Source organism: Corynebacterium glaucum (genome assembly GCF_030408855.1).
GTDB classification, from domain to species: Bacteria; Actinomycetota; Actinomycetes; order Mycobacteriales; family Mycobacteriaceae; genus Corynebacterium; species Corynebacterium glaucum.
Genome location: NZ_CP047358.1, coordinates 1231677 through 1251254 on the forward strand (window position 1 = coordinate 1231677; position 19578 = coordinate 1251254).

The window sequence follows — 19578 nt, forward strand, 5'->3', positions numbered from 1 at the left end:
GCAACTTGCACAGATTACACCACTGTCACCAGGGCACTGAAATCCGCTGGAACTAGCTAAGAACTAACCGAGGGTTCCGTCGACGTAGACCCACCGCCCAGCGCGCCGCTCGAAGCGGGAGCGCTCGCGCTGCACGCCTCCAGGGTGGTGGGCCTCGAACTCCACCACACCTTCGGCATCAAAGGGGCCGCCGCCCTGCTTATCGACGATCACGAGACGCGTGAATGGTTCCCCACTCGCGTCGAGGTCCAGCGCCAACGGGCGCGTCTCCTCCGCCCACGTTTGCAAGAGGTAATTGGCGTCACCCACAACGAATGCGCTGTACCGTGAGCGCATGAGCGTTTCTGCGGTAGGCGTCGGCTTGCCCTGGTGGTAGGGCTGGCAGCACTGCTCGAACGGCATTCCCGATCCGCAGGGGCACATCAGCGTCGCTTCGCTGCGCTCATGTGCGCCGTGCCGGAGGCCTTGCTCGCTGCGCGGCGCTCTGCCACTGTGGCGGTGCGCACGGTGGTGTCAATGTCGCCCTTGGCCACGTAGCCGTCGACTGTCGAGGCAGCGCCGGCAGCACGCAGTTGCTCGGCTTCCGCATCCGTCAGATCCCCGTACAAGGTGATCTCGCGGGTGAAAGTGCCATCTCCGCGGTGGGAGACTTCCACGCGGACGTCGTCAAGCTTCATGCCCTTGGCTGCCTCCCTGACGGCCTGCGAGCAGCTGACGGCGAGGGCCGACATGTAGAGACCTGTCGAGGTGACACCCTGACCCTTGCCGCCGGCGTTTTTGGCGCGGTCGGTGGTGATGGCCCGGTCGGAGGTGCGCACGACATCGCCGTACTTCGTGCCGCGGGCGGTGTATGAAATCGCGTTGGTGTCGCCGGTGGCCTCGGGCGCAAACTCCGGCTCGATGTACTGCTGGGCCCAGGAAGCGATGATGTCCGCTGCGCGCTGCGCGCTACCGGAGCGGGTGAGCAAGTGATCCGCTTTATCCAAGGCCATGAGCGACTTGGGGTAGCGGGTGAGCTGGAAGATGGTCTGCGCGTTGTCGATGCCCACGGTGACATCGATAGGCGAGTGGAGCAGCAGCAGCGGCTTGCGCAGCTTCGGCAAATACGTCTCCGGGTTGGTGTCGGCTAAGTCCTCGAGGAACTCGCGCGAGATGACGAGCTCGCGCCCGCCGAGCACAACCGGCACGGACCCGTTGGCATCTGCCTCGCCGATCTTGTCCGCGTAGTGCAGCACCGAGTGCGCCGGGTCAAAGGGCGCTCCGACGGTGGCCACCGCCTTGATCATTTTCTTCAGCTCCGGCCGCGTGGCCGCCTGCAGTGTCGCGGCACCGCCGAGGGAGTGGCCCATGATGAGCTGCGGGGCAGTGAAGTTCTCCTGCATCCACAGCGCGGCTGCGACGATGTCGTCGACATTCTGCGTGAAACTGGTTTCGGCGAACTCGCCCTCAGACTGGCCGAGGCCGGGGAAGTCGAAGCGCAGGGTGGCGATGCCGTGCTCCGTGAGCCGTTTGGAGATGCGGGATGCGCCCGGAGTGTGGCGGGAGCCGGCGAAGCAGTGCGCGAAGATTGCATAGGCTTGCGCGGGCGCGTCGGGCCGGTCGATGGTTCCGGCCATCATTTTGCCGGTGGACGATGGCACCTGGACGTTCAAAGACAGCAACTACAAGCCTCCTAGACATTGCATACGCGGCATACGCGGCATACGCGTTGCGCGGAACGCCACCAACACTAGAGCACATTGCGGTTTCGGTGCCGGTCGCACCTACGATAGGAGAAGTTTGCTAGCAATCCACGCGACAGGGCACTGAGGGCGTTGAGGGCATTGAGGGCATTGAGGAAGGACGGCAGCACACATGGGCGCATTCGACTGGTTCTGGAAGGCCATGGGCTCTTCAGCCGAGCGCAACAACAAGAAGTCCAAAGGCATCGTGGCGGCAGCAGAGGAGCTCATCCCAGAGCTTGCAAAGCTTGACGACGCTGCGTTGGCGGCCGAAGTCCGCGGCACCGTCGCCGCAGGTGCGATCGGGGATAAGCCGCGATTTCTGGCGGGGCTTTCCGTCGCCTCGCAGCGAACTCTTGGGATGACGCCGTTTACCGTGCAGAACCAAGCAGTGCTGCGATTGCTCGAAGGTGATGTGATCCAGATGGCCACCGGCGAGGGGAAGACGCTGGTCGGTGCGATGGCGGCTACGGGTTACGCCTTGACTGGCAAGCGCGTGCACCTGATCACCGTGAACAACTACCTCGCCGCCCGCGACGCGGAGTGGATGCGCCCGCTCGTGGAATTCTTTGGACTCACTGTCGCTGCGGTGACTGAATCATCTTCGCGGGAGGAGCGCGTCGCGGGCTACCGCTGCGACGTGATCTACGCGCCGGTGACGGAGATCGGCTTCGACCACCTGCGCGACAATCAAATCACCCACCGCGACCAAACGGTTCAGGTTCCCGCGGACGTCGCGCTGGTCGACGAGTCGGACAGTGTGCTTGTCGACGAAGCCCTGGTGCCGCTCGTTCTCGCCGGTTCCGAGGGTTCACAGCAGGCGACCGGGCAGATCACTGCGGCGGTTGCGCAGCTGGAGGAGGGCGAGGACTACGCCATCGACGCCGAGGGACGCAACGTCTTCCTCACCGACGGCGGCGCCTCCAAGATCGAGCGCCTCCTCGGCATCGATTCTCTGTACTCGGACGAGCACATCGGCACCACGCTCGTGCGCGTCAACCTCGCGCTGCACGCCAAGGCGCTACTGGTGCGCGACGTGCACTACATCGTCTCCGAGGGCAAGGTCGCGCTTGTCGACGCCTCGCGCGGCCGCGTCGCCGAACTCCAGCGCTGGCCTGACGGTCTGCAGGCAGCCGTGGAGGCGAAAGAAGGCCTCGATGTCTCCGAAGGCGGGCGGATCCTGGATTCCATAACCCTGCAGGCGCTCATGCGCCGCTACCCAATTGTGTGCGGCATGACCGGCACCGCGGTCGAAGCGACTGACCAGCTGCGTTCGTTCTACGGTTTGCACGTGTCCGTCATTGACCGGGCGAACGAGCTGGCGCGTTTCGACGAAGCGGATCGGATCTACGCGACTATGGAGGAGAAGAACGCCGCCATCGTCGACGAGATCGCACATATCAACGCCACCGGCCAGCCGGTGCTCGTCGGTACGCACGACGTCGCAGAATCCGAGGCGCTCGCAGACGCGCTGCAGGCGCGCGGCATTGAGGTCAACGTGCTCAACGCGAAGAACGACGCGGAAGAGGCCCGGATTATCGCCGAGGCGGGCGACACCGGGCGCGTGACGGTTTCCACCCAGATGGCCGGACGCGGCACCGACATCCGTCTCGGCGGGGCCGACGAACGCGACCACGACGAAGTTGCCCAGCTCGGCGGCCTCGCAGTGATTGGCACTGCCCGCCACCGCACCGCACGCTTGGACAACCAGCTGCGCGGACGCGCTGGCCGGCAGGGCGACCCCGGGTTGAGCCTGTTCTTCGTGTCGCTGGAGGATGACATCGTCAAGGTCGGCGGTGCCGATGAACAGGTCACCGCGCAGCCGGATGCCACCGGCCGGATAGATTCGAACCGCATTCAGCAGTTCATTGAACACTGCCAGCGTGTTACCGAAGGTCAGCTACTGGAGATCCATTCCCAGACCTGGAAGTACAACAAGCTGCTCGCGGATCACCGCGATATCCTCGACGAGCGCCGCACAGCGCTGCTTGATACCGACGCTGCATGGCGCGAGCTTGCAAGCCGCCATCCGCAGCGGGCGGCGGAACTGGAGCACCTCCCTGATGGCGTCAAGGTGCAGGCAGCCCGGGAGATCATGCTGTTCCACCTCGACGACGAGTGGTCCGAGCACCTCGCCATGATGGACGACGTCCGCGAATCTATCCACCTGCGTGCGATCGCCCGGGAGACGCCGATCGATGAGTACCACCGCATTGCCGTACGGGAGTTCAAGGATCTTGCGAATCGGGCCGTGGACAAGGCAGCTGAGACGTTCGAGACCGTCGAAATCGATGAGCGCGGCGCACACCTTGCCGACGCGGGGTGGAAGCGCCCCAGCTCGACGTGGACCTACATGGTCTCGGACAATCCGTTGGCAGGTTCGGGCAATTCGGTGCTCTCCGGCATCGGCAATCTGTTCCGCTGATGGCCAACCCCGCACTTGGGTGGCAAAACCCACCGCAACAGTCACGAGCCGGTAATATAGCGAGCGATTAAGTTTTGTTGAGCTACTTGGAGGGTCTCATGAGCGAAAACACGGGCACACCACAGAACCAGGTGGAAACCACCTCGGTCTTCCGCGCTGATCTGTTGAAGGAGATGGAATCTGGCGCGGCAGCTGCCCCGGATTCGACCTCCGGCGCAGAGAACCTCCCCGAGGGCGCGGCGCTGCTCGTCGTTAAGCGTGGCCCGAACTCAGGTGCTCGCTTTCTCCTGGACCAAGACTCCACCACCGCCGGTCGCCATCCGGAAGCAGATATCTTCCTTGACGATGTGACCGTGTCACGCCGCCACGCCGAGTTCCGCCGGAAGGATGACTCCTACGAGGTAGTTGACGTGGGTTCGCTGAACGGCACCTATGTGAACCGCGAGCCGCGTAACTCCGAGCTGCTCTCCGACGGTGACGAGATCCAGATCGGCAAGTTCCGTCTCGTTTTCATCTCCAACGCTAAGTAACTTCTAATGCGCGCCCTAGCCATTGTGCTTTGGGCGGTGCAAAGAAACAGGCCCTAACCTTCAACCTCGACGAAAGATTGAGCAGATACCCGTGAGCGCTATCCGTAAGACCTCGCCGCAGGCCGTCAAACGGCCGTCCGCGAAAACGATGTCCATCGGAGTAGTACTTGAACAGTTGCGCGGCGAGTTTCCGGACGTGACGGTGTCCAAGATTCGGTTTCTGGAGTCAGAGGGGCTGATTACCCCGCAGCGCACGGCATCCGGGTATCGCCGCTTCACAGACGAGGACGTGGAGCGCCTGCGCTACATCCTGGTCACGCAGCGAGATAACTACCTTCCGCTCAAAGTTATCCGCGAGCAGCTCGAGGCGATGGATGCGGGCAAAGTCACTGCGGTGCTGAGTTCGGCAGACTCAGAGCCGATGATCTCGCCGGATTCGTTTCGAGTCGACGCGAACGCATACCTGACGGATGCCGACCTGGCGACCCAGACGGGCGCGGAGGAAAACACGGTTGCTGAGCTGATAAAGGCCGGATTGCTCGTCCCGGATTCTGCCGGGTTGTTCTGCGCAGATGACGTGCGCATTGTGTCGACAGCTATGCAATTGCGCGAGTTCGGCTTCGACGTGCGTCACCTCAAAACACTGCGCACCGCGGCCTCGCGCCAAGCAGACCTGATTGCGCAAGTCGCGGAGCCAGTGGCTAAGTCTGGGAAAACCGCTGCACGCCAGCAGGCGGATGAACTCGCTCAGCAGGTGTCCGCGCTTGTAGTTTCGCTGCACGCCTCGCTGGTCAAGCGAGAGCTGCGCGACCAGCGTCCGTAAGCTGCGCGAAGGGCACGCGAAATGACTCCTATCCATCTTCTCGGAGTGTTTCCAATCGGACCGGAAAACTTCATGTGCGCGCTGTTCGAGTGGGAGGAAAGCAGCCGGTATCTGCCTGTCTGGTTGCCGCCAATCGAAGGAGCACTGCTCGCGGCGCGCCTTGAAGACTGGGCACCGCGCAGGCCTGGTGTGCACGATGTGCTAGCCGACGTGATCGACCAGACCTCGGCCGAGGTGAACGCAATCGAGTTGTCTAGCTACCACGAAGGTGTCTTTGTTGCGACACTGACATTGGACAACGGCGCCGAGATTGACATGCGCACCTCGGACGCACTGCTGCTGGGACTCGTTATGGATGTCCAGATCGAAGCGGATGAGACGGTGCTGCAGCACGCCTCGATACACATCAACGGACGTGACGCTGCAGAGTACTTCGGCATTGAGATCGAGGACAACTCAGATGTCGACGAAATCCCGCCCGAAACACTCGATACGGACGGGCTCGACGCCGCAGCGTTTGAGGCGTTCATGCGAGAGTTAGGTGTAGATGCGGCAGACTTTCCCGACATGGGGGAGGACGATCCTGATACCGGGCCCAAACCCTCAAGTTGAGGTTGAGACTTTCGGCGTGTTGCTGAGGTAAGGCTTGACCGAACCTCTAAGCTGGCTTTTAATATGCATTAGGCCTACAGGCAAACACCATGGGAGTAATTACGTGACTACGAACACTACCGACACCCCTGTCGAGGATTACGTGGCACCGGTACAGGAGTCGCTGTTCGACATCGGCCCGTCCGACGAGGTCGGCTACCGTGTGCCAATCGCGTGCCAAGTCGCCGGCATCACCTACCGCCAGCTCGACTACTGGGCTCGCACCAACCTGGTGCGCCCGTCGATCCGCGGTGCAAAGGGCTCCGGCTCCCAGCGCCTGTACTCCTTCAAGGACATCCTGGTTCTGAAGATCGTCAAGGGTCTCTTGGACACCGGCATTTCGCTCCAGAACATCCGCTTGGCAGTTGACAAGCTGCGGGACCGCGGTGTCAATGACATCGCTGAGATCACGCTGGTTTCCGATGGTGTCACGGTGTACGAGTGTCGTAGCAACGAGGAGATCATCGACCTCCTCAACGGCGGCCAGGGTGTCTTCGGCATTGCTGTTCCGCAGATCATGAAGGAACTCACCGGGACCATCTCTGCGTTCCCGTCCGAGCGCGTTATTGAGGACGCTGAGCCGGAAAACGTTGTCGGGATCGACGAGCTGGCTGCCCGCCGTCGCCGCAAGACGTCGTAAAGCAAACTACTTTTACTCCCACCGCTCCCGCACTGCTTCGTGCGGGAGCTTTTTGTCCTAAGAGCGGGTGCCGGTCGCTGCGACGATCGCCGCTTCGAGTTCGGCTGCTGAACCCACCTGCTGACGCGATGCGGCGACTGCTTCGAGAGCCTTGTCGTGCGGCGCGCTGCCGACATGCACGACCGCGATCGAGGTGCCGCTGTCGGCACCGGCTTGAATCGCCTTGGTGAAGACGGCGTCGTCCTCGCCGTCTGCAGTACCGGTGGTGATTACTACGATCCGCACCGGGCTTGGGAACGAGCCCACCGCCGCAGTCACGGCCTCGCGGGTTTGCGGAACGCCGCCAGTAGTCAGGGGGGCAACCGCATTCTTCACCGCGGACGGGCTCGAGGTCATGGCCACGTTGTCGCGGTACCCATTCGTCACACCGACGCTGAGCGGGGAGGAGTAGTTCCACAGTGCAACGTTGTGTCCAGCGGCTGTGACCTCATCGGCGGCGCGCTCCACACCACGCTTCGCAGACTCGAGATAGGGCTCCATGGCGCCGGAGGTATCTAGCAGGAACACCGTGTTGCCCACTTGCCCGTCGGCGGCGACGGCGGCATCGTTGGCGTTGGTGGGGGAGTTGCCGTCGGCGGTCAGCGCCGCTCCTCCGGTGGGCATTGCCGCGGCCCAGACCATCTCGGCGATGACCGGTTGCTTCGGGGTTTCCGCATCGAAACTCTGCGCACCGAAGCGGGCGAAGTCCTGGCCGGCACGGGCTTGGTTCTCATCCACTGTGGCCCCGGAATTCAGTGGGATGGCGGTGTAGATCACCGAAGCATCGAGTGGGTAGAACCCAGCGTGGGGCAGGGAGTTTGCTTTCGAGGTGGCCACCCACATCCCCGGCGTCAAGGTAATCCCGTCGACGCTGTCGATTTGTTGATCGGTGAGCACGTTAACCGCCGTGCTATCGCTGTCCGCGAGCAGCGACGCGACCACCGCGGAGGATGCTGGCATCTGGGTAGGGAAGACCACCTTCTGCAACGGGACATTGGGACCGGGGTTATCTTGGCCGCTCAACCCCACTACGTCCGCGAAGACCTGCTCAGGGTCTGCAACAGCCGCGGTGCGGCCAGAACGGGCAAGTTCCTGGTGCGCAATCGGAGTATTCGGCGCGATGTAGACCGCGGCGTCGCTCAGCGTCTCCACCAGCTGCGGGCGGATGCAGTAGTCGCGTACCACGGGGTTGCTTGCCGCGTAAGCGTCGACAAGCTCTTTGCCCACAACCGCGTTCGAGGACGCGACCGGCAGCGTAATTTCGCCAGAGACGCACGAATCGTTGGTGCCGCTTCCATCGCCCTGGGCTGCGGTTGATTCAGAAGCCCCGCGTTGCCACACAACAAACCAAATCAGGCCGGCGACCAGCGCTAACGCAACAACCAGCGCGGCGATAGCGCGGCCAGAAAGCCTGTAGTTGTTTTGCCCGCTCGAATGCCTACCCATCTTCGCCTTACCGCCTCCGATTGTGCTCGCGTTGCGCGAGCCGTCCATCCGACCGCAGTCTAGTCGCTCAACAGCTGATCCAGCAGGGCGACAAGCTGGGAACGCAGGGGAATTGCCTCCTCCGAGAGTTGCCGCTGCCGGGTGACATATTCAGCTTTACCCTCGTTTGTCTCAACCGCAACCACGTCGAAACCTAGGCTGCGGCAATCGTAGGGCGAAGCCTCCATATCGAGTTGTCGCGCCCGCGCAGCAAGCTCAAAAGCATCAAGCAAGAGCTCCCCGGGCACCACCGGCCCAAGCTTTGCCGCCCACTTGTACAAGTCCATCGTCACATGCACGCAGCCGGGCTGGTCCTGCGCAATCTGATCTTCGCGCTCAAGCACGGTGAGGTTGAGCGGGCGCGCGGCAGGAGCGAAGAAGCGGTAAGCGTCGAAATGGCTGCACTTAAGCTGGTGCGACTCCACCACAGCGTCGGTGCCGGCGGCGCCGAGGCGGAGTGGCAGATCGTGGCGCGGACGCTCCGTGCGATACACCATTGCCCACTCATGCATGCCAAAGCAGTCAAAGTGGGCGGGCCGGTCCTGCGTGGCCCGAAGCAGCTCGCGGATGCGCACCATTTCGGCGCGCCGTTTTGCGAGGAAAGACTCGGGGTTGAACCGCACAGTGCCATCCTCCAGCGTTTCGTAGTGGGGATAGCGCGCGTGCGGTGTGGCGGAGGCGTCGACAAGCAAAGCCCCAAGCCCCGGGTGCCAGGTGCGCAACTGGCTTGCTCTAAAAGGGTAGTAGTCAAAGAGGAAATCCCACACGGGGTGCGCGATCCCGCGGGTGCGCCGCTCGAGGTGCGGCTCAGTGAAGGCTCGTGCCCGGAGCTCGTGCTTATCGACGGCCTCTTTATACGCCGTCGGTGTATACACCCTCTCGCTATTCCTCTTCATGTGTCCAGTCCGACACGGTGCCCACGTACTCCTCGATGATGTCTTCGAGCGCGGCCACCCCGACCAGCTCGCCGTTGTCGCGCACCTGCGCCATGTGCGCAGAACGGCGGTGCATGGCGGTCAGAGCGTCGTCGAGGGACTGCGCGCCGTCGACAATGCTCAGTGCACGAATGCGGGAGACCGGCATGACCGGGTCCTCTTCCTCGGACTCCATGAGGTCGAGGCAGTCCTTCACGTGGATGTAGCCGACAAGGACGCCCGGCGCGCGCTCCACGGGGAAGCGTGAGTAGCCGGTTTCGCGCACCGCCTGCTCAATCTCGGAAAGGCGGGTGCCGCGTGGACGGTAGGGAAGGGTCACCAGGTCCCCGAGCGGGATCATGATCTCGCTGAGGCTGCGCGACTCCGTGCGCAGCGCGTTGGCGAGGCGGCGAGTTTCCTCTGCGTCTAGCAGACCTTCTTCGCTCGATTCCTTGATCATGGTGGCCAGCTGCTCCTGGTCCACGGTGGATTCGAGCTCATCGCGCTGTTCTATGCCAAAGGCGCGCAGCGTGCGGCGGGCGACCCAGTTTAGGCCTTCAATGATCGGGCGGGTGGCCCGCATCCAGACGGTGAACGCCGGAGTGAGCAGCATCGCGGTGGTTTCGGGGCCCGCGATGGCGATGTTCTTGGGCACCATTTCACCCAGCAGAATGTGCAGGTAGGAAATGATGATGAGCGCGATGACGAAGGAGATCGGGTGAAGCAGCTCCCCAGGCAACCCCAACGCCTCGAAGGGGACTTCGATGTAGTGGGCGATAGCGGGTTCTGCGACCTTTCCCAGGATGAGCGAGGCCACGGTGATGCCAAACTGAGCACCGGCCAGGTAGATCGACAGGTGCTCGATTGCGTGGATAACACCTTTGGCTTCGCTCTTGCCCTGAGCAAGCAGCGACTCGAGGCGGTCGCGACGCGAGGACACTAGCGCGAACTCGGTGGCGACGAAAAAGGCGTTGACGGCGAGCAACACCGCGATGAGCAGAATGGCGGCAAAGATGTTCATCGAGCACCTCCGTTCGAGGCTTGTCGAGACTCCTGCGCCTGCTTCGCCTGTTCAGCTTGCTCCGGGGTGATGGGACTCAAGATTGTGCGGTCCACACGACGCTCATCCATCACCGTCACCCGAGCGAGCCAGTGCCCCTCGGCACCGGACTCCAGTTCCTCCTGGAAGCTGGTCACTGCGTTCCGTGGCAGTACGATGCGGTCACCGACCCGCGGAACCCGTCCGAGCGTGGCCATGATCAGCCCGCCTAAAGTCTCATATGGCCCATCCGGGGCGGTATACCCAGTCTTTTCTTCCAGCTCGTCGAGGCGGACAAGGCCGGCGACCTCCCAGGAAGTGCCGAATCGTTGGAAATCGCGCATCGACTCCCTGTCGTCGTACTCGTCGTAAACCTCGCCGAGAATCTCCTCAACGACATCTTCGATAGTCACCAAGCCCTGGGTGCCGCCGTATTCGTCTGCGATAAGCACCACTTGGGAGCCGGCGGAGCGCACGCGGTTGAGCACTGCGTCGCCGTCGAGCGTGCCCGGCACGAACGGCACTGGGCGGGCGAGGGGGGCGAGCTTGGTGGTGGCGCGATCCTCCCTTGGAACGGAGAATGCGTCCTTGATGTGCACAAAGCCAATCGTGTCGTCGAGGTCGCCGCGCCGCACCGGGAAGCGGGAATGGCCCGACTCGCGAGCCAGCGAGATGAGATCCGCAACCGTGTCTTCGGCATCCAGCGAGTCAATGGTGGAGCGCGGAGTCATCACCTCTTCTGCCGTGGTTTCACCGAAGCGCAGCGAGCGATCGATCACCGCCGCGGTTTCCGCATCCAGACCGCCAGCTTCCGCGGAGTTTCGCACCATGGCGCCGAGTTCCTGTCCGGAGCGCGCCGAGGCAAGCTCGTCGGCCGGCTCGATGCCCATGCGCCGCACAATCCAGTTCGCGGATCGGTTCAGCGACTTGATGAACCAGGCGAACACCGTATTGAACGCGTTGACCGGCGGCACCACGAAGCGCGCGGTGGCCAACGGCTCCGTAATCGCAATGTTCTTCGGTACCAGCTCGCCGAACACCATGGAGAGGAACGTCGCAACGATAAGCGCGATTATCAGTGCGACAGCCCTGGACGCCGATGCGTCGAGCCCCGCCAATTCCAGCAAAGGCGTGAAGTACTGGCCCAACACCGGCTCGGCCAAAAAGCCCGCTGCCAGGGTGGTCACGGTGATGCCGAGTTGCGCGCCCGAGAGCACAAAGGAGAGGTTCGCGTGATCGCGTGCAACTGCGCGAGCGGCAGCATCGCCTTTGTCGCGGACATGCGCCTCGATGGTGGAGCGTTCAAGTCCCGTCATCGCGAACTCAATGGCCACGAACAGGCCTGTCGAGGCGGTGAGCAGGATGAACCCGAGGAGCGAAAGGATGGAGATGAATATGTCCATGTGCGTGGTGCGTTAGTGCCTTTGCTTGCCGCCTCCGCCTCGCCGGCGGCGCGAGCGCGGTTGCTGCCCTCCGGACGCCCTAGCGGACGAGGATTTCGCCGGTTGCTGACCCGGGGGCGGCAGCGGTGCTCCCTCGGGTTTTCGTGCGCCAGTAATGTTAACCAATTCTTCCGACATCGGGGTAACACGCACCGTGGTCGCGTCCACGCCAGCCTTCCTCAACAGCTGGTCGACTTCCTTGCGTTGCTCATCCATCACCAGCGTCACCACCGTGCCGGAGGTTCCGGCGCGTGCGGTGCGCCCCGCCCGGTGCAGGTACGCCTTGTGTTCGGCCGGAGGATCGACGTGGACGACGAGGGAGACGTCGTGAATGTCGATCCCGCGCGCCGCAATGTCAGTCGCCACCAGCACGGGAGTGGAGCCGTCGGCAAACCCTTCGATTGCACGTGTGCGGGCACCCTGGCCTTTATCCCCGTGCAGGCCCATCGCGTCAATACCGACACGACGAAGCTTCTTCACCTGGCGATCCACGCCGTGCTTGGTGCGCATGAACATGATCGTCTTGCCGTCGCGCGCACCGATCTGCAGCACAATCTCGTTGCGGGTATCGCGGTCGCCCACCAGCAGCTGGTAGTGCTCCATCGTGTCCACCGCAGCCTCAACAGGAGCAGTCGAGTGGGTCACCGGATCGTGCATGTAGCGAGCAATGAGCTTTTCGACGTCACCGTCAAGCGTCGCAGAGAACAGCAGCCGTTGACCGTCTGGCGGCGTCCGGTCGAGCAGTTTGCGTACCTGCGGCAAAAAACCCATATCGGCCATCTGATCGGCCTCGTCGATGGCGGTAACGCGCACGTCGTCAAGCGAAAGCTTGCCCTGGTTGATGAGGTCCTCGGCGCGACCTGGAGTGGCAATGAGCAGGTCAACCGGAGCTGCGAGCGCCCGGATGTGGTGGTTGATGTTCACACCGCCGACCACATCGAGGACGCGGAGCCCAAGCGCTGCCGCGGGATCCTCGAGCCGCTCGCGGATCTGCGCTGCGAGCTCGCGCGTGGGGGCGAGCACGAGACCGCGCGGGCGACCAGGCTTGGACGGTGCTCCTGCCAACCGGGCGAGCATCGGAAGACCAAAGGTGAACGTCTTGCCGGAGCCGGTGGGTCCACGGCCGAGGACGTCGAGACCCGCCAGTCCGTCCGGAATCGCCGCCTCCTGGATGGGGAACGGTGTATCGATGCCCTGCTTGTTCAGTACGGAAATGATCTCGCGGGGCAGCCCTAGGTCGGCGAAAGAAGTCATTCGTGCGATCTTAGTAGCTCAGCTCCTCACGATCGCCCGACCAGGCGGTGTGGAAGGTGCCCTCCATGTCGACGCGGCGGTACGTGTGCGCGCCGAAGAAGTCGCGCTGGCCCTGAATCAGGGCTGCCGGCAGGCGCTTCGCGCGTAGCGAGTCGTAGTAGGAGAGCGAGGAAGCGAACACCGGCACCGGCAGGCCCAGCTGCGTTGCGGTGACCACGACGCGACGCCACGAATTCACGAGCCCCTTTTCCAGCTCTGCCTTGAAGTACGGGTCCAGGAGCAGCGAAGGCAGCTCCGGATCGCGCTCGTAGGCCTCGGTGATGCGATTGAGGAACTTCGCGCGGATGATGCAGCCGCCGCGCCAGATGCGGGCGAGGTCACCCGGCTGCACGCCCCAGCCGTACTCCTGCGAACCTGCGTTGATCTCGTCGAAGCCCTGCGCGTACGCGACCAGTTTGGATGCGTAGAGTGCGCGGCGGACGTCTTCGACGAACGCGTCCCGCTCGATGCCCAGAGCCTCAAGTGTGGTGGTGTCGCCCGCCGGCAAACCGATCTTTTGCGCTGCTTCGCGCTGCGCCAGCGCCGAGGACAACGCTCGCGCAAAAACAGCCTCGCCAATGCCGGTGACCGGCACGCCGAGGTCGAGCGCTTCCTTCACCGTCCAACGGCCGGTGCCCTTCTGCCCAGCAGCGTCCACGATGATGTCGATGAACGGCTGCCCTGTGCGCGCATCCTTCTGGCGCAGGACATCCGCGGTGATCTCGATGAGGTACGAATCCAGGTCGCCTTCGTTCCACTCGCTGAAGATGTCCGCAAGCTCAGCAGGTTCGATCCCTGCGGCGTATCGCAGCAGATGGTACGCCTCGCCGATGACCTGCATGTCGGCGTACTCGATGCCGTTGTGCACCATCTTCACAAAGTGGCCGGCACCGTCAGGACCAATGTGGGTCACGCACGGCTTCCCGTCGACCTTCGCCGAAATATCCTCCAGGAGAGGCCCCAAGGTTTCCCAAGACTCGGCGGGGCCACCAGGCATTATCGACGGCCCGTTGAGCGCGCCTTCCTCGCCACCGGAAATGCCTGCGCCGACAAAGTGGCGTCCCCGAGCAGCCACGTCGCGCTCGCGGCGAATGGTGTCGTTGAACAGGGCGTTGCCGCCGTCGATAATAATGTCCCCTTCATCCATCGCGGCCGCGAGCTGATCGATGACCGCATCTGTGGCGGGGCCCGCCTGAACCATGATGATGGCCTTGCGGGGGCGTTCCAGCGATGCCACGAAATCTTCGATGGTTTCCGATGGAATGAACGCGCCTTCGTGGCCGTGCTGCTCCATGACCGCCCGGGTCTTTTCGGGTGAGCGGTTGTAAATGGCCACGGTGTGGCCCTTTGACACGAAGTTGCGCGCGAGGTTCGAGCCCATGACCGCCATACCGACGACGCCGATCTGGGCGAGGCTGTCTGCGTGCTCTGCGGAGGAGGTTTCGGAAGAGGTCGCGGGTTGAGTCATAGTGGAAATTCTACGCCGGACACGTGGCGCTCGAGCGCCGTAGAGTGGGTTCAATGGTACAGCGCTACTTGAATCGGCCGGTGGGACCCGAGCCGCTCGGCGAAGCGGAGCTCGCGGCTTTGAACGCGGCGAATACCGGATTTGCGCAGCACATCGGCATGGTGATCACGTATTGCTCCAGCGAGAGGCTGGAGAGTTATGTAGATGTTGAGCCGCACCACCTTCAGGCCGCAGGCATTGTCAACGGCGGCGTTTACGGCTCGATCGGTGAAACGCTCGGCTCTGCTGCTGCAATAGTGACCAGCGGGAAGCTGGTGGTGGGAATGAGCAACTACACCGATTTGCTCGGCAGCGTGACGCAGGGGCGGATTGAGGCGGTGGCCGCGCCGGTGCATATCGGTCGCAGCACCCACCTCTGGCGCATTGAGATGCGAAGCGGTGACAAGCTCGTCGCCGCGACAAACCTCAAGCTTATGATCCTGAGCTAGCTTTGCGTTTTAGAGCCAGTGGTTACGGCGAAACCACCAGAACATCGCCACTGTGACCCCAAACATGATGAGCAGGACAACCGGGTATCCGTACTTCCACCCCAGCTCGGGCATGTACTCAAAGTTCATGCCGTAGATTCCGGCGATCATGGTTGGCGCGGCCGCCATGCCGACCACGGCCGAGATGGTGCGCATGTCAGCGTTCTGCTGCATGCTCACCTTGGCCACAGATGCGTCGAGCAGCGAAGACAGGCGCTCATCGAAGCCGGAAATACGATCCGAAGCAATCGTGGCGTTGTCTTGCACGTCACGGAAATAGGACCGCAGAGGTTTGCGCAGGAGATCTTTGTGGTTGATCATCCCTGAGCGCAGTGCTGGGCTGAGCGGGTCGATGGCGTGGCGCATCTCCAAGATCTCTCGCTTGTAGTTGTAGATCTTGTCGATGTTGATCTGTCGTTTCGGGGTGAAGACCTCATTTTCCAGTTCATCAACGTCCTGGCTCAGATACTCCGCGACTCGAAGATAGGCATCCACCAGGTGGTTTGCGACGACCCAGGACACAGCCACGGGGCCAACCTGTGCGACCTCTTCTTCCTCCTCCAGAGATGCGGTGAGATCCGGCATGGGTGCGTTGTGGCGAATCGTGATCGCGAACTTCGGTCCGGTGACAACCTGCACCTCACCGGTGGAAATGATCTCGCGAGCGTCAGCCACTTCCTCGTCGTCGCGGTAGTGGACGGAGCGCACCACCATGAAAAGCTGCTCGTCGTAGCGCTCGATCTTGGGACGCTGGTGTGCGTCCACGATGTCATCGACGATCAGGTCGTGGATGTCGAAAAGCCCTGCGAGTCGCTCCATCTGCTCGATATTTGGGGCTTTGAGCGACAGCCACACAAATGCGTTCTCGCGCTGGTTCACCAATTCAATGGCTTCCGCGACGCGGAAGTTCTGCGGCAACCGGGTGCCGTCGACGAAGACCCGGCAAAAATCGATCGAGCGTTCAATCGGCACCGGAATGGGCTTGCGGGCCGGGGGCTGAGACTTTTTTGGCCGTGGGCGGGTGAGTGGGATGCGTGGTGGCATGGGCGTTCAGCCCCCTTTCACTCGTGCGAGGGGCGTGTGTGGCCCTTACGGCGCGGGCCCCTGTGCGGCTTAAGATTGCGCACCCGGGGCGCGCTCGACGTAGGAGATACTACGCGCTAGGTGCGGGTTAGAAAACCGTCAGGCCACGGGAACGAAAGACCGAACGCACATGATCGACAGACTCCTGAGATGGGGGAGTCACGTCCTTCAGTTCGTAGTCCAGCCCGATTTTCTCCCACTTGTCCGCGCCCATGTTGTGGAACGGCAGCACCTCGACGCGTTCCACGGTGTCTTTCCACCGCGCGACAATGTCGGCTACCCGCTGCACGTTGTCCTCAGCATCGGTCAAACCCGGTACAAGGACAAAACGAACCCACACCTTCTTGCCCTTAGCGTGAAGACGGTCGCCAAAGTCGATCGTCGGCTGCAGCTGACGCGCGGTGACGTGCTCGTAGGTGTCCGGGTCGCCGGATTTCACATCGAGCAGAAATAGGTCGATGTTGTCCAGATCATCATCCGTTAGTCGGGATCCGAGGAACCCTGAGGTATCAACGGTGGTGTGCACGCCCGCGTCGTGGACAGCTTTCAGAAGCCGACGCGTGAACGCAATCTGAAACAGCGGCTCGCCTCCAGACAGGGTGATCCCTCCGCCTGAAGCGTTGAACACCGGCTTGTAGCGCAGGATCCGCTTCACCACGTCGTCGATGTGTTCGAGCGTGCCTTCCTTCATTTCCATGGTGTCCGGGTTGTGGCAGAACTTGCACCGCAGCGGGCAACCAGAAAGAAAGAGGGTCATGCGGGTGCCTGGGCCGTCGACAGCAGTGACCAGCTCCCAGGAGTGGATGAGACCAATGTCGCCAGTCCGCCGAGCGTCGAGAAGCTCTGGACGGGTGATCTCGAGATCATCGGTAGAAAGTCCGCCTAAACCGGCGGCGACGCCGCGCACGCGTTCACCCTGTTCAGGCTGAAGCGTGACGACGCCGCTCGTTCCGTCGTTCGCCATAGGCTTAGGCACCCTGGTGGAAGGTACGGGAAATGACGTCGCGCTGCTGCTCCTTCGTCAGCTTGACAAAGTTCACGGCGTAGCCGGACACGCGCACGGTCAGGTTCGGGTAGTTTTCCGGATGCTCCATAGCGTCTTCGAGCGTGGACTCATCCAGCACGTTGATGTTGGCGTGGTAGAGGCCGGACTCCATGTTGTTGGCCGCGCGGGATGCGCGCATGCTCTCGAGACGCTGGTCAAAGGTAGGGGTGGACATGTTGGGTGTACTCCTTCTTGAGTGGGTAGGTGGATGGGAAAACTTGGGTTAGGCCGGCTGGATGGTGGTGTCAGCGTTCTCCATGATGAAGCCCGCGTCGAGGACACCGACCAGGTTAGCTACCTGCTCGTCCTTGTTGCGGCCAAGGCCAGCCGGGGTGATGGTGTTGGTCAGCGAAATGCCGTCGAGCGCGTCGTTGTAGTCGAGCTTGCCCACAGACAGCATCGATGCGACCATGCCGTGGTTGTCGGCGCCGTTCTCCGGGTTCGCACCAGGTGCGAACGGGGTGCCGGCCTTGTGCCCAGAGGGGAACGAGCCGGTGGCCTTGCCGTAGACCACGTTGGACGTAATCGTCAGCACCGACTGCGTCGGGATCGCGTCGCGGTACATCGGGATGGACTTGATCTTCTGCATCACCGTGTGCACCACGGTTGCAGCGATGTCGTCCGCGCGGTCGTCGTCGTTGCCGTAGAACGGGAAGTCGCCTTCGGTGACGTAGTCGACCACCAGGCCCGTTTCATCGCGCACTGGGAAGACCTTCGCGTGCTTGATGGCGCTGAGCGAGTCGGCCACGATCGAAAGACCTGCGATGCCACAGCCCATGGTGCGGATGATGTCGGAATCATGCAGCGCCATCTCGATGGACTCGTAGGCGTAGCGGTCGTGGCAGTAGTGGATGATGTTCAACGCTTCAACGTAGGTGCCAACGACCCAGTCGAGCATCTCCTCATACTTCTGCCAGACCTCGTCGAAGTCCAGTGGGCCGTCGCCCTCGATCGGGGTGTGGTTGCCGTCGGTAATCTGCTTGCCACTGACTTCGTCGCGGCCACCGTTAATGGCGTACAGCAGCGCCTTCGCGGCGTTCACACGAGCGCCGAAGAACTGCATCTGCTTGCCCACCTTCATCGGCGAGACACAGCAGGCGATCGCGGCATCGTCGCCCCACATGTCGCGAATCTGCTTGTCAGACTCGTACTGCAGCGACGAGGTTTCAATCGAGATCGCGGCGCAGAACTCCTTGTAGCCCTCCGGAAGGGACGGATCCCAGAAGATGGTGATGTTCGGTTCCGGAGCCGGACCCAGGTTGCGCAGGGTCTGGAGCAGGCGGAACGACGTCTTGGTCACCTGGTGGCGTCCGTCTTCGGAGAAGCCAGCATCGGACCAGGTTGCCCAGTATGGGTCGCCGGAGAAGATCTGGTCGTAGTCTTCGGTGCGCAGGAAGCGCACTATGCGCAGCTTGATCACCAGGGCATCGATGATCTCCTGGGCCTTAACCTCAGTGAGCGTGCCGTTCGCAAGGTCGCGCTCGAAGTACGCGTCCAGGAAAGGGGAGAGGCGGCCGATGGACATTGCCGCGCCGTCCTGGCTCTTGACCGACGCGAGGTAGCCGAAGTAGGTCCACTGGACGGCTTCCTTGGCGTTGGTCGCAGGCCCCGAGATGTCGAAGCCGTAGTCTGCGGCCATCTTCTTGAGCTTCTTTAGCGCCTTGATTTGCTCGGAGTGCTCCTCGCGGTAGCGCGCCCAGTGCTCGGAGAAGCCGTTCTGCATGGAAGCATCCTTGGCACGGAGCTTGTCCTCGATGAGCTTGTCGACGCCGTAGAGCGCCACCCGTCGGTAGTCGCCAATGATGCGGCCGCGGCCGTATGCATCCGGCAAGCCGGTCACGATGTGCGAGGAACGCGCGGCACGGATGCGCGGAGTGTAAATGTCGAAGACCGCGTCGTTGTGGGTCTTGCGGTACTGGGTGAAGATCTTCTTCACATCCGGGTTGACCTCTTTGCCGGCCTCGTTGATAGCCTGCTCGACCATGCGCCAGCCACCGTTCGGCATCATGGCGCGCTTGGTCGGGGTGTCCGTCTGCAGGCCGACGATGACATCGTCGTCCTCGGAGATGTAGCCGGGCTCGAACGCGTCAATGTCAGCCGGGGTCTCGGTGTCTACGTCGTATACACGTCGCTCGCGCTCGACGGCCAGGTAGTTCTTGTCCAGGTGGTCCCAGAGGCGCAGCGTTTTTTCAGTTGCGCCTTCGAGGAACGAAGCATCCCCATCGTAGGGGGTGTAGTTGCGTTGGATGAAATCGCGAACGTCAATCTCTTCCATCCACGGACCAGGTGTGAAGCCTTCCCACGCCTGGTTCTGAGTTTGCGGCTCTGTAGCGATAGTCACAGTTGCACGGTCCTTCACGTTGTTGATCTTGTGTGCTCCGGCGGCTGCGCTTACCCTCACCATTTCTGTTTTTAAAGCGCCCGCCGCTTATGAATCAGTGTAGGTGAGTGAC

At 62.4% G+C, this 19578-nt stretch carries 18 protein-coding genes; 6 read left to right on the top strand and 12 right to left on the bottom strand.

Going from position 1 to position 19578, the window contains the following annotated elements; all coding sequences use genetic code 11:
- Nucleotides 1–63 precede the first annotated feature (63 nt).
- Nucleotides 64–423 carry a YchJ family protein gene (locus CGLAUT_RS06000; protein WP_301924535.1) on the bottom strand — a complete coding sequence of 120 codons (360 nt, stop codon included), beginning with the start codon at nt 421–423 and terminating at the stop codon, nt 64–66.
- The gene (locus CGLAUT_RS06005) at nt 423–1661 is read right to left on the bottom strand and encodes a bifunctional alpha/beta hydrolase/OsmC family protein (protein ID WP_290186935.1); all 1239 of its coding nucleotides are present in this window, start codon (nt 1659–1661) and stop codon (nt 423–425) included. The genes CGLAUT_RS06000 and CGLAUT_RS06005 overlap by 1 nt, the downstream gene beginning before the upstream one ends.
- 193 nt (nt 1662–1854) lie before the next feature.
- Here CGLAUT_RS06005 and secA2 point away from each other — a divergent pair, with 193 nt between their 5' ends.
- The 5 genes from secA2 to CGLAUT_RS06030 all read left to right on the top strand — a co-directional run bounded on the left by secA2 (nt 1855) and on the right by CGLAUT_RS06030 (nt 6790).
- Nucleotides 1855–4146 carry an accessory Sec system translocase SecA2 gene (gene secA2, locus CGLAUT_RS06010; RefSeq protein WP_290186936.1) on the top strand — a complete coding sequence of 764 codons (2292 nt, stop codon included), beginning with the start codon at nt 1855–1857 and terminating at the stop codon, nt 4144–4146.
- Between the two features lie 98 nt (nt 4147–4244).
- Nucleotides 4245–4676 (top strand): oxoglutarate dehydrogenase inhibitor Odhl, encoded by a 432-nt coding sequence (odhI, locus tag CGLAUT_RS06015; RefSeq protein ID WP_290186937.1) that lies wholly within the window; start codon nt 4245–4247, stop codon nt 4674–4676.
- Between the two features lie 76 nt (nt 4677–4752).
- A complete protein-coding gene (ftsR, locus tag CGLAUT_RS06020; RefSeq protein WP_415877154.1) occupies nt 4753–5499 on the top strand; it encodes a transcriptional regulator FtsR in 747 nt (248 codons plus the stop codon).
- A 21-nt stretch (nt 5500–5520) separates the two neighbouring features.
- Entirely contained in the window at nt 5521–6111 is a 591-nt protein-coding gene (locus tag CGLAUT_RS06025; protein ID WP_095659927.1) for a bifunctional nuclease family protein, read from the top strand.
- 103 nt (nt 6112–6214) lie between these two features.
- The gene (locus CGLAUT_RS06030) at nt 6215–6790 is read left to right on the top strand and encodes a MerR family transcriptional regulator (RefSeq protein WP_095659928.1); all 576 of its coding nucleotides are present in this window, start codon (nt 6215–6217) and stop codon (nt 6788–6790) included.
- Between the two features lie 57 nt (nt 6791–6847).
- Here CGLAUT_RS06030 and CGLAUT_RS06035 read toward each other — a convergent pair whose 3' ends face one another.
- The 6 genes from CGLAUT_RS06035 to gnd are packed head-to-tail and all read right to left on the bottom strand — an operon-like array spanning nt 6848 to nt 14470.
- Entirely contained in the window at nt 6848–8323 is a 1476-nt protein-coding gene (locus tag CGLAUT_RS06035) for a vWA domain-containing protein (protein WP_095659929.1), read from the bottom strand.
- Between the two features lie 11 nt (nt 8324–8334).
- On the bottom strand, nt 8335–9210 hold the full coding sequence (locus tag CGLAUT_RS06040) for a 3-methyladenine DNA glycosylase (RefSeq protein ID WP_095659930.1): 876 nt from the start codon (nt 9208–9210) through the stop codon (nt 8335–8337).
- Entirely contained in the window at nt 9197–10249 is a 1053-nt protein-coding gene (locus CGLAUT_RS06045) for a hemolysin family protein (RefSeq protein WP_095659931.1), read from the bottom strand. Before CGLAUT_RS06045 ends, CGLAUT_RS06040 begins: the two co-directional genes overlap by 14 nt.
- Nucleotides 10246–11670: a hemolysin family protein gene (locus CGLAUT_RS06050; protein ID WP_290186939.1), complete on the bottom strand. Its 1425-nt coding sequence runs from the start codon at nt 11668–11670 to the stop codon at nt 10246–10248. Before CGLAUT_RS06050 ends, CGLAUT_RS06045 begins: the two co-directional genes overlap by 4 nt.
- A 12-nt stretch (nt 11671–11682) precedes the next feature.
- Complete coding sequence (locus CGLAUT_RS06055; RefSeq protein ID WP_290186940.1) at nt 11683–12963, bottom strand: DEAD/DEAH box helicase; 1281 nt, start codon at nt 12961–12963, stop codon at nt 11683–11685.
- 10 nt (nt 12964–12973) lie between these two features.
- Nucleotides 12974–14470: an NADP-dependent phosphogluconate dehydrogenase gene (gene gnd / locus CGLAUT_RS06060; RefSeq protein WP_290186941.1), complete on the bottom strand. Its 1497-nt coding sequence runs from the start codon at nt 14468–14470 to the stop codon at nt 12974–12976.
- A 53-nt stretch (nt 14471–14523) separates the two neighbouring features.
- Here gnd and CGLAUT_RS06065 point away from each other — a divergent pair, with 53 nt between their 5' ends.
- Nucleotides 14524–14958 carry a PaaI family thioesterase gene (locus tag CGLAUT_RS06065; protein WP_290186943.1) on the top strand — a complete coding sequence of 145 codons (435 nt, stop codon included), beginning with the start codon at nt 14524–14526 and terminating at the stop codon, nt 14956–14958.
- 9 nt (nt 14959–14967) lie between these two features.
- On the opposite strand, the gene CGLAUT_RS06070 is transcribed toward CGLAUT_RS06065, so the two are convergent.
- From CGLAUT_RS06070 to CGLAUT_RS06085, 4 genes are all read right to left on the bottom strand, one after another.
- Complete coding sequence (locus CGLAUT_RS06070; RefSeq protein ID WP_290186944.1) at nt 14968–16041, bottom strand: magnesium and cobalt transport protein CorA; 1074 nt, start codon at nt 16039–16041, stop codon at nt 14968–14970.
- A gap of 127 nt (nt 16042–16168) precedes the next feature.
- Nucleotides 16169–17044 (bottom strand): pyruvate formate-lyase-activating protein, encoded by an 876-nt coding sequence (gene pflA, locus CGLAUT_RS06075; RefSeq protein WP_290186946.1) that lies wholly within the window; start codon nt 17042–17044, stop codon nt 16169–16171.
- A 4-nt stretch (nt 17045–17048) separates the two neighbouring features.
- Nucleotides 17049–17300 (bottom strand): autonomous glycyl radical cofactor GrcA2, encoded by a 252-nt coding sequence (gene grcA2, locus CGLAUT_RS06080; RefSeq protein ID WP_095659938.1) that lies wholly within the window; start codon nt 17298–17300, stop codon nt 17049–17051.
- Nucleotides 17301–17348: 48 nt separating this feature from the next.
- Nucleotides 17349–19466, bottom strand: a complete 2118-nt coding sequence (locus tag CGLAUT_RS06085) for a pyruvate formate lyase family protein (RefSeq protein ID WP_343898660.1) — start codon at nt 19464–19466, stop codon at nt 17349–17351.
- Between the last annotated feature and the right edge of the window lie 112 nt (nt 19467–19578).

What these genes read in the sequence shown, in the direction of transcription:
- CGLAUT_RS06000 (WP_301924535.1), bottom strand. Translation starts at nt 423, where the DNA reads ATGTGCCCCTGCGGATCGGGAATGCCGTTCGAGCAGTGCTGCCAGCCC.
- secA2 (WP_290186936.1), top strand. Translation starts at nt 1,855, where the DNA reads ATGGGCGCATTCGACTGGTTCTGGAAGGCCATGGGCTCTTCAGCCGAG.
- odhI (WP_290186937.1), top strand. Translation starts at nt 4,245, where the DNA reads ATGAGCGAAAACACGGGCACACCACAGAACCAGGTGGAAACCACCTCG.
- CGLAUT_RS06025 (WP_095659927.1), top strand. Translation starts at nt 5,521, where the DNA reads ATGACTCCTATCCATCTTCTCGGAGTGTTTCCAATCGGACCGGAAAAC.
- CGLAUT_RS06035 (WP_095659929.1), bottom strand. Translation starts at nt 8,323, where the DNA reads ATGGACGGCTCGCGCAACGCGAGCACAATCGGAGGCGGTAAGGCGAAG.
- CGLAUT_RS06040 (WP_095659930.1), bottom strand. Translation starts at nt 9,210, where the DNA reads ATGAAGAGGAATAGCGAGAGGGTGTATACACCGACGGCGTATAAAGAG.
- CGLAUT_RS06045 (WP_095659931.1), bottom strand. Translation starts at nt 10,249, where the DNA reads ATGAACATCTTTGCCGCCATTCTGCTCATCGCGGTGTTGCTCGCCGTC.
- CGLAUT_RS06050 (WP_290186939.1), bottom strand. Translation starts at nt 11,670, where the DNA reads ATGGACATATTCATCTCCATCCTTTCGCTCCTCGGGTTCATCCTGCTC.
- CGLAUT_RS06055 (WP_290186940.1), bottom strand. Translation starts at nt 12,963, where the DNA reads ATGACTTCTTTCGCCGACCTAGGGCTGCCCCGCGAGATCATTTCCGTA.
- gnd (WP_290186941.1), bottom strand. Translation starts at nt 14,470, where the DNA reads ATGACTCAACCCGCGACCTCTTCCGAAACCTCCTCCGCAGAGCACGCA.
- CGLAUT_RS06065 (WP_290186943.1), top strand. Translation starts at nt 14,524, where the DNA reads ATGGTACAGCGCTACTTGAATCGGCCGGTGGGACCCGAGCCGCTCGGC.
- CGLAUT_RS06070 (WP_290186944.1), bottom strand. Translation starts at nt 16,041, where the DNA reads ATGCCACCACGCATCCCACTCACCCGCCCACGGCCAAAAAAGTCTCAG.
- pflA (WP_290186946.1), bottom strand. Translation starts at nt 17,044, where the DNA reads ATGGCGAACGACGGAACGAGCGGCGTCGTCACGCTTCAGCCTGAACAG.
- grcA2 (WP_095659938.1), bottom strand. Translation starts at nt 17,300, where the DNA reads ATGTCCACCCCTACCTTTGACCAGCGTCTCGAGAGCATGCGCGCATCC.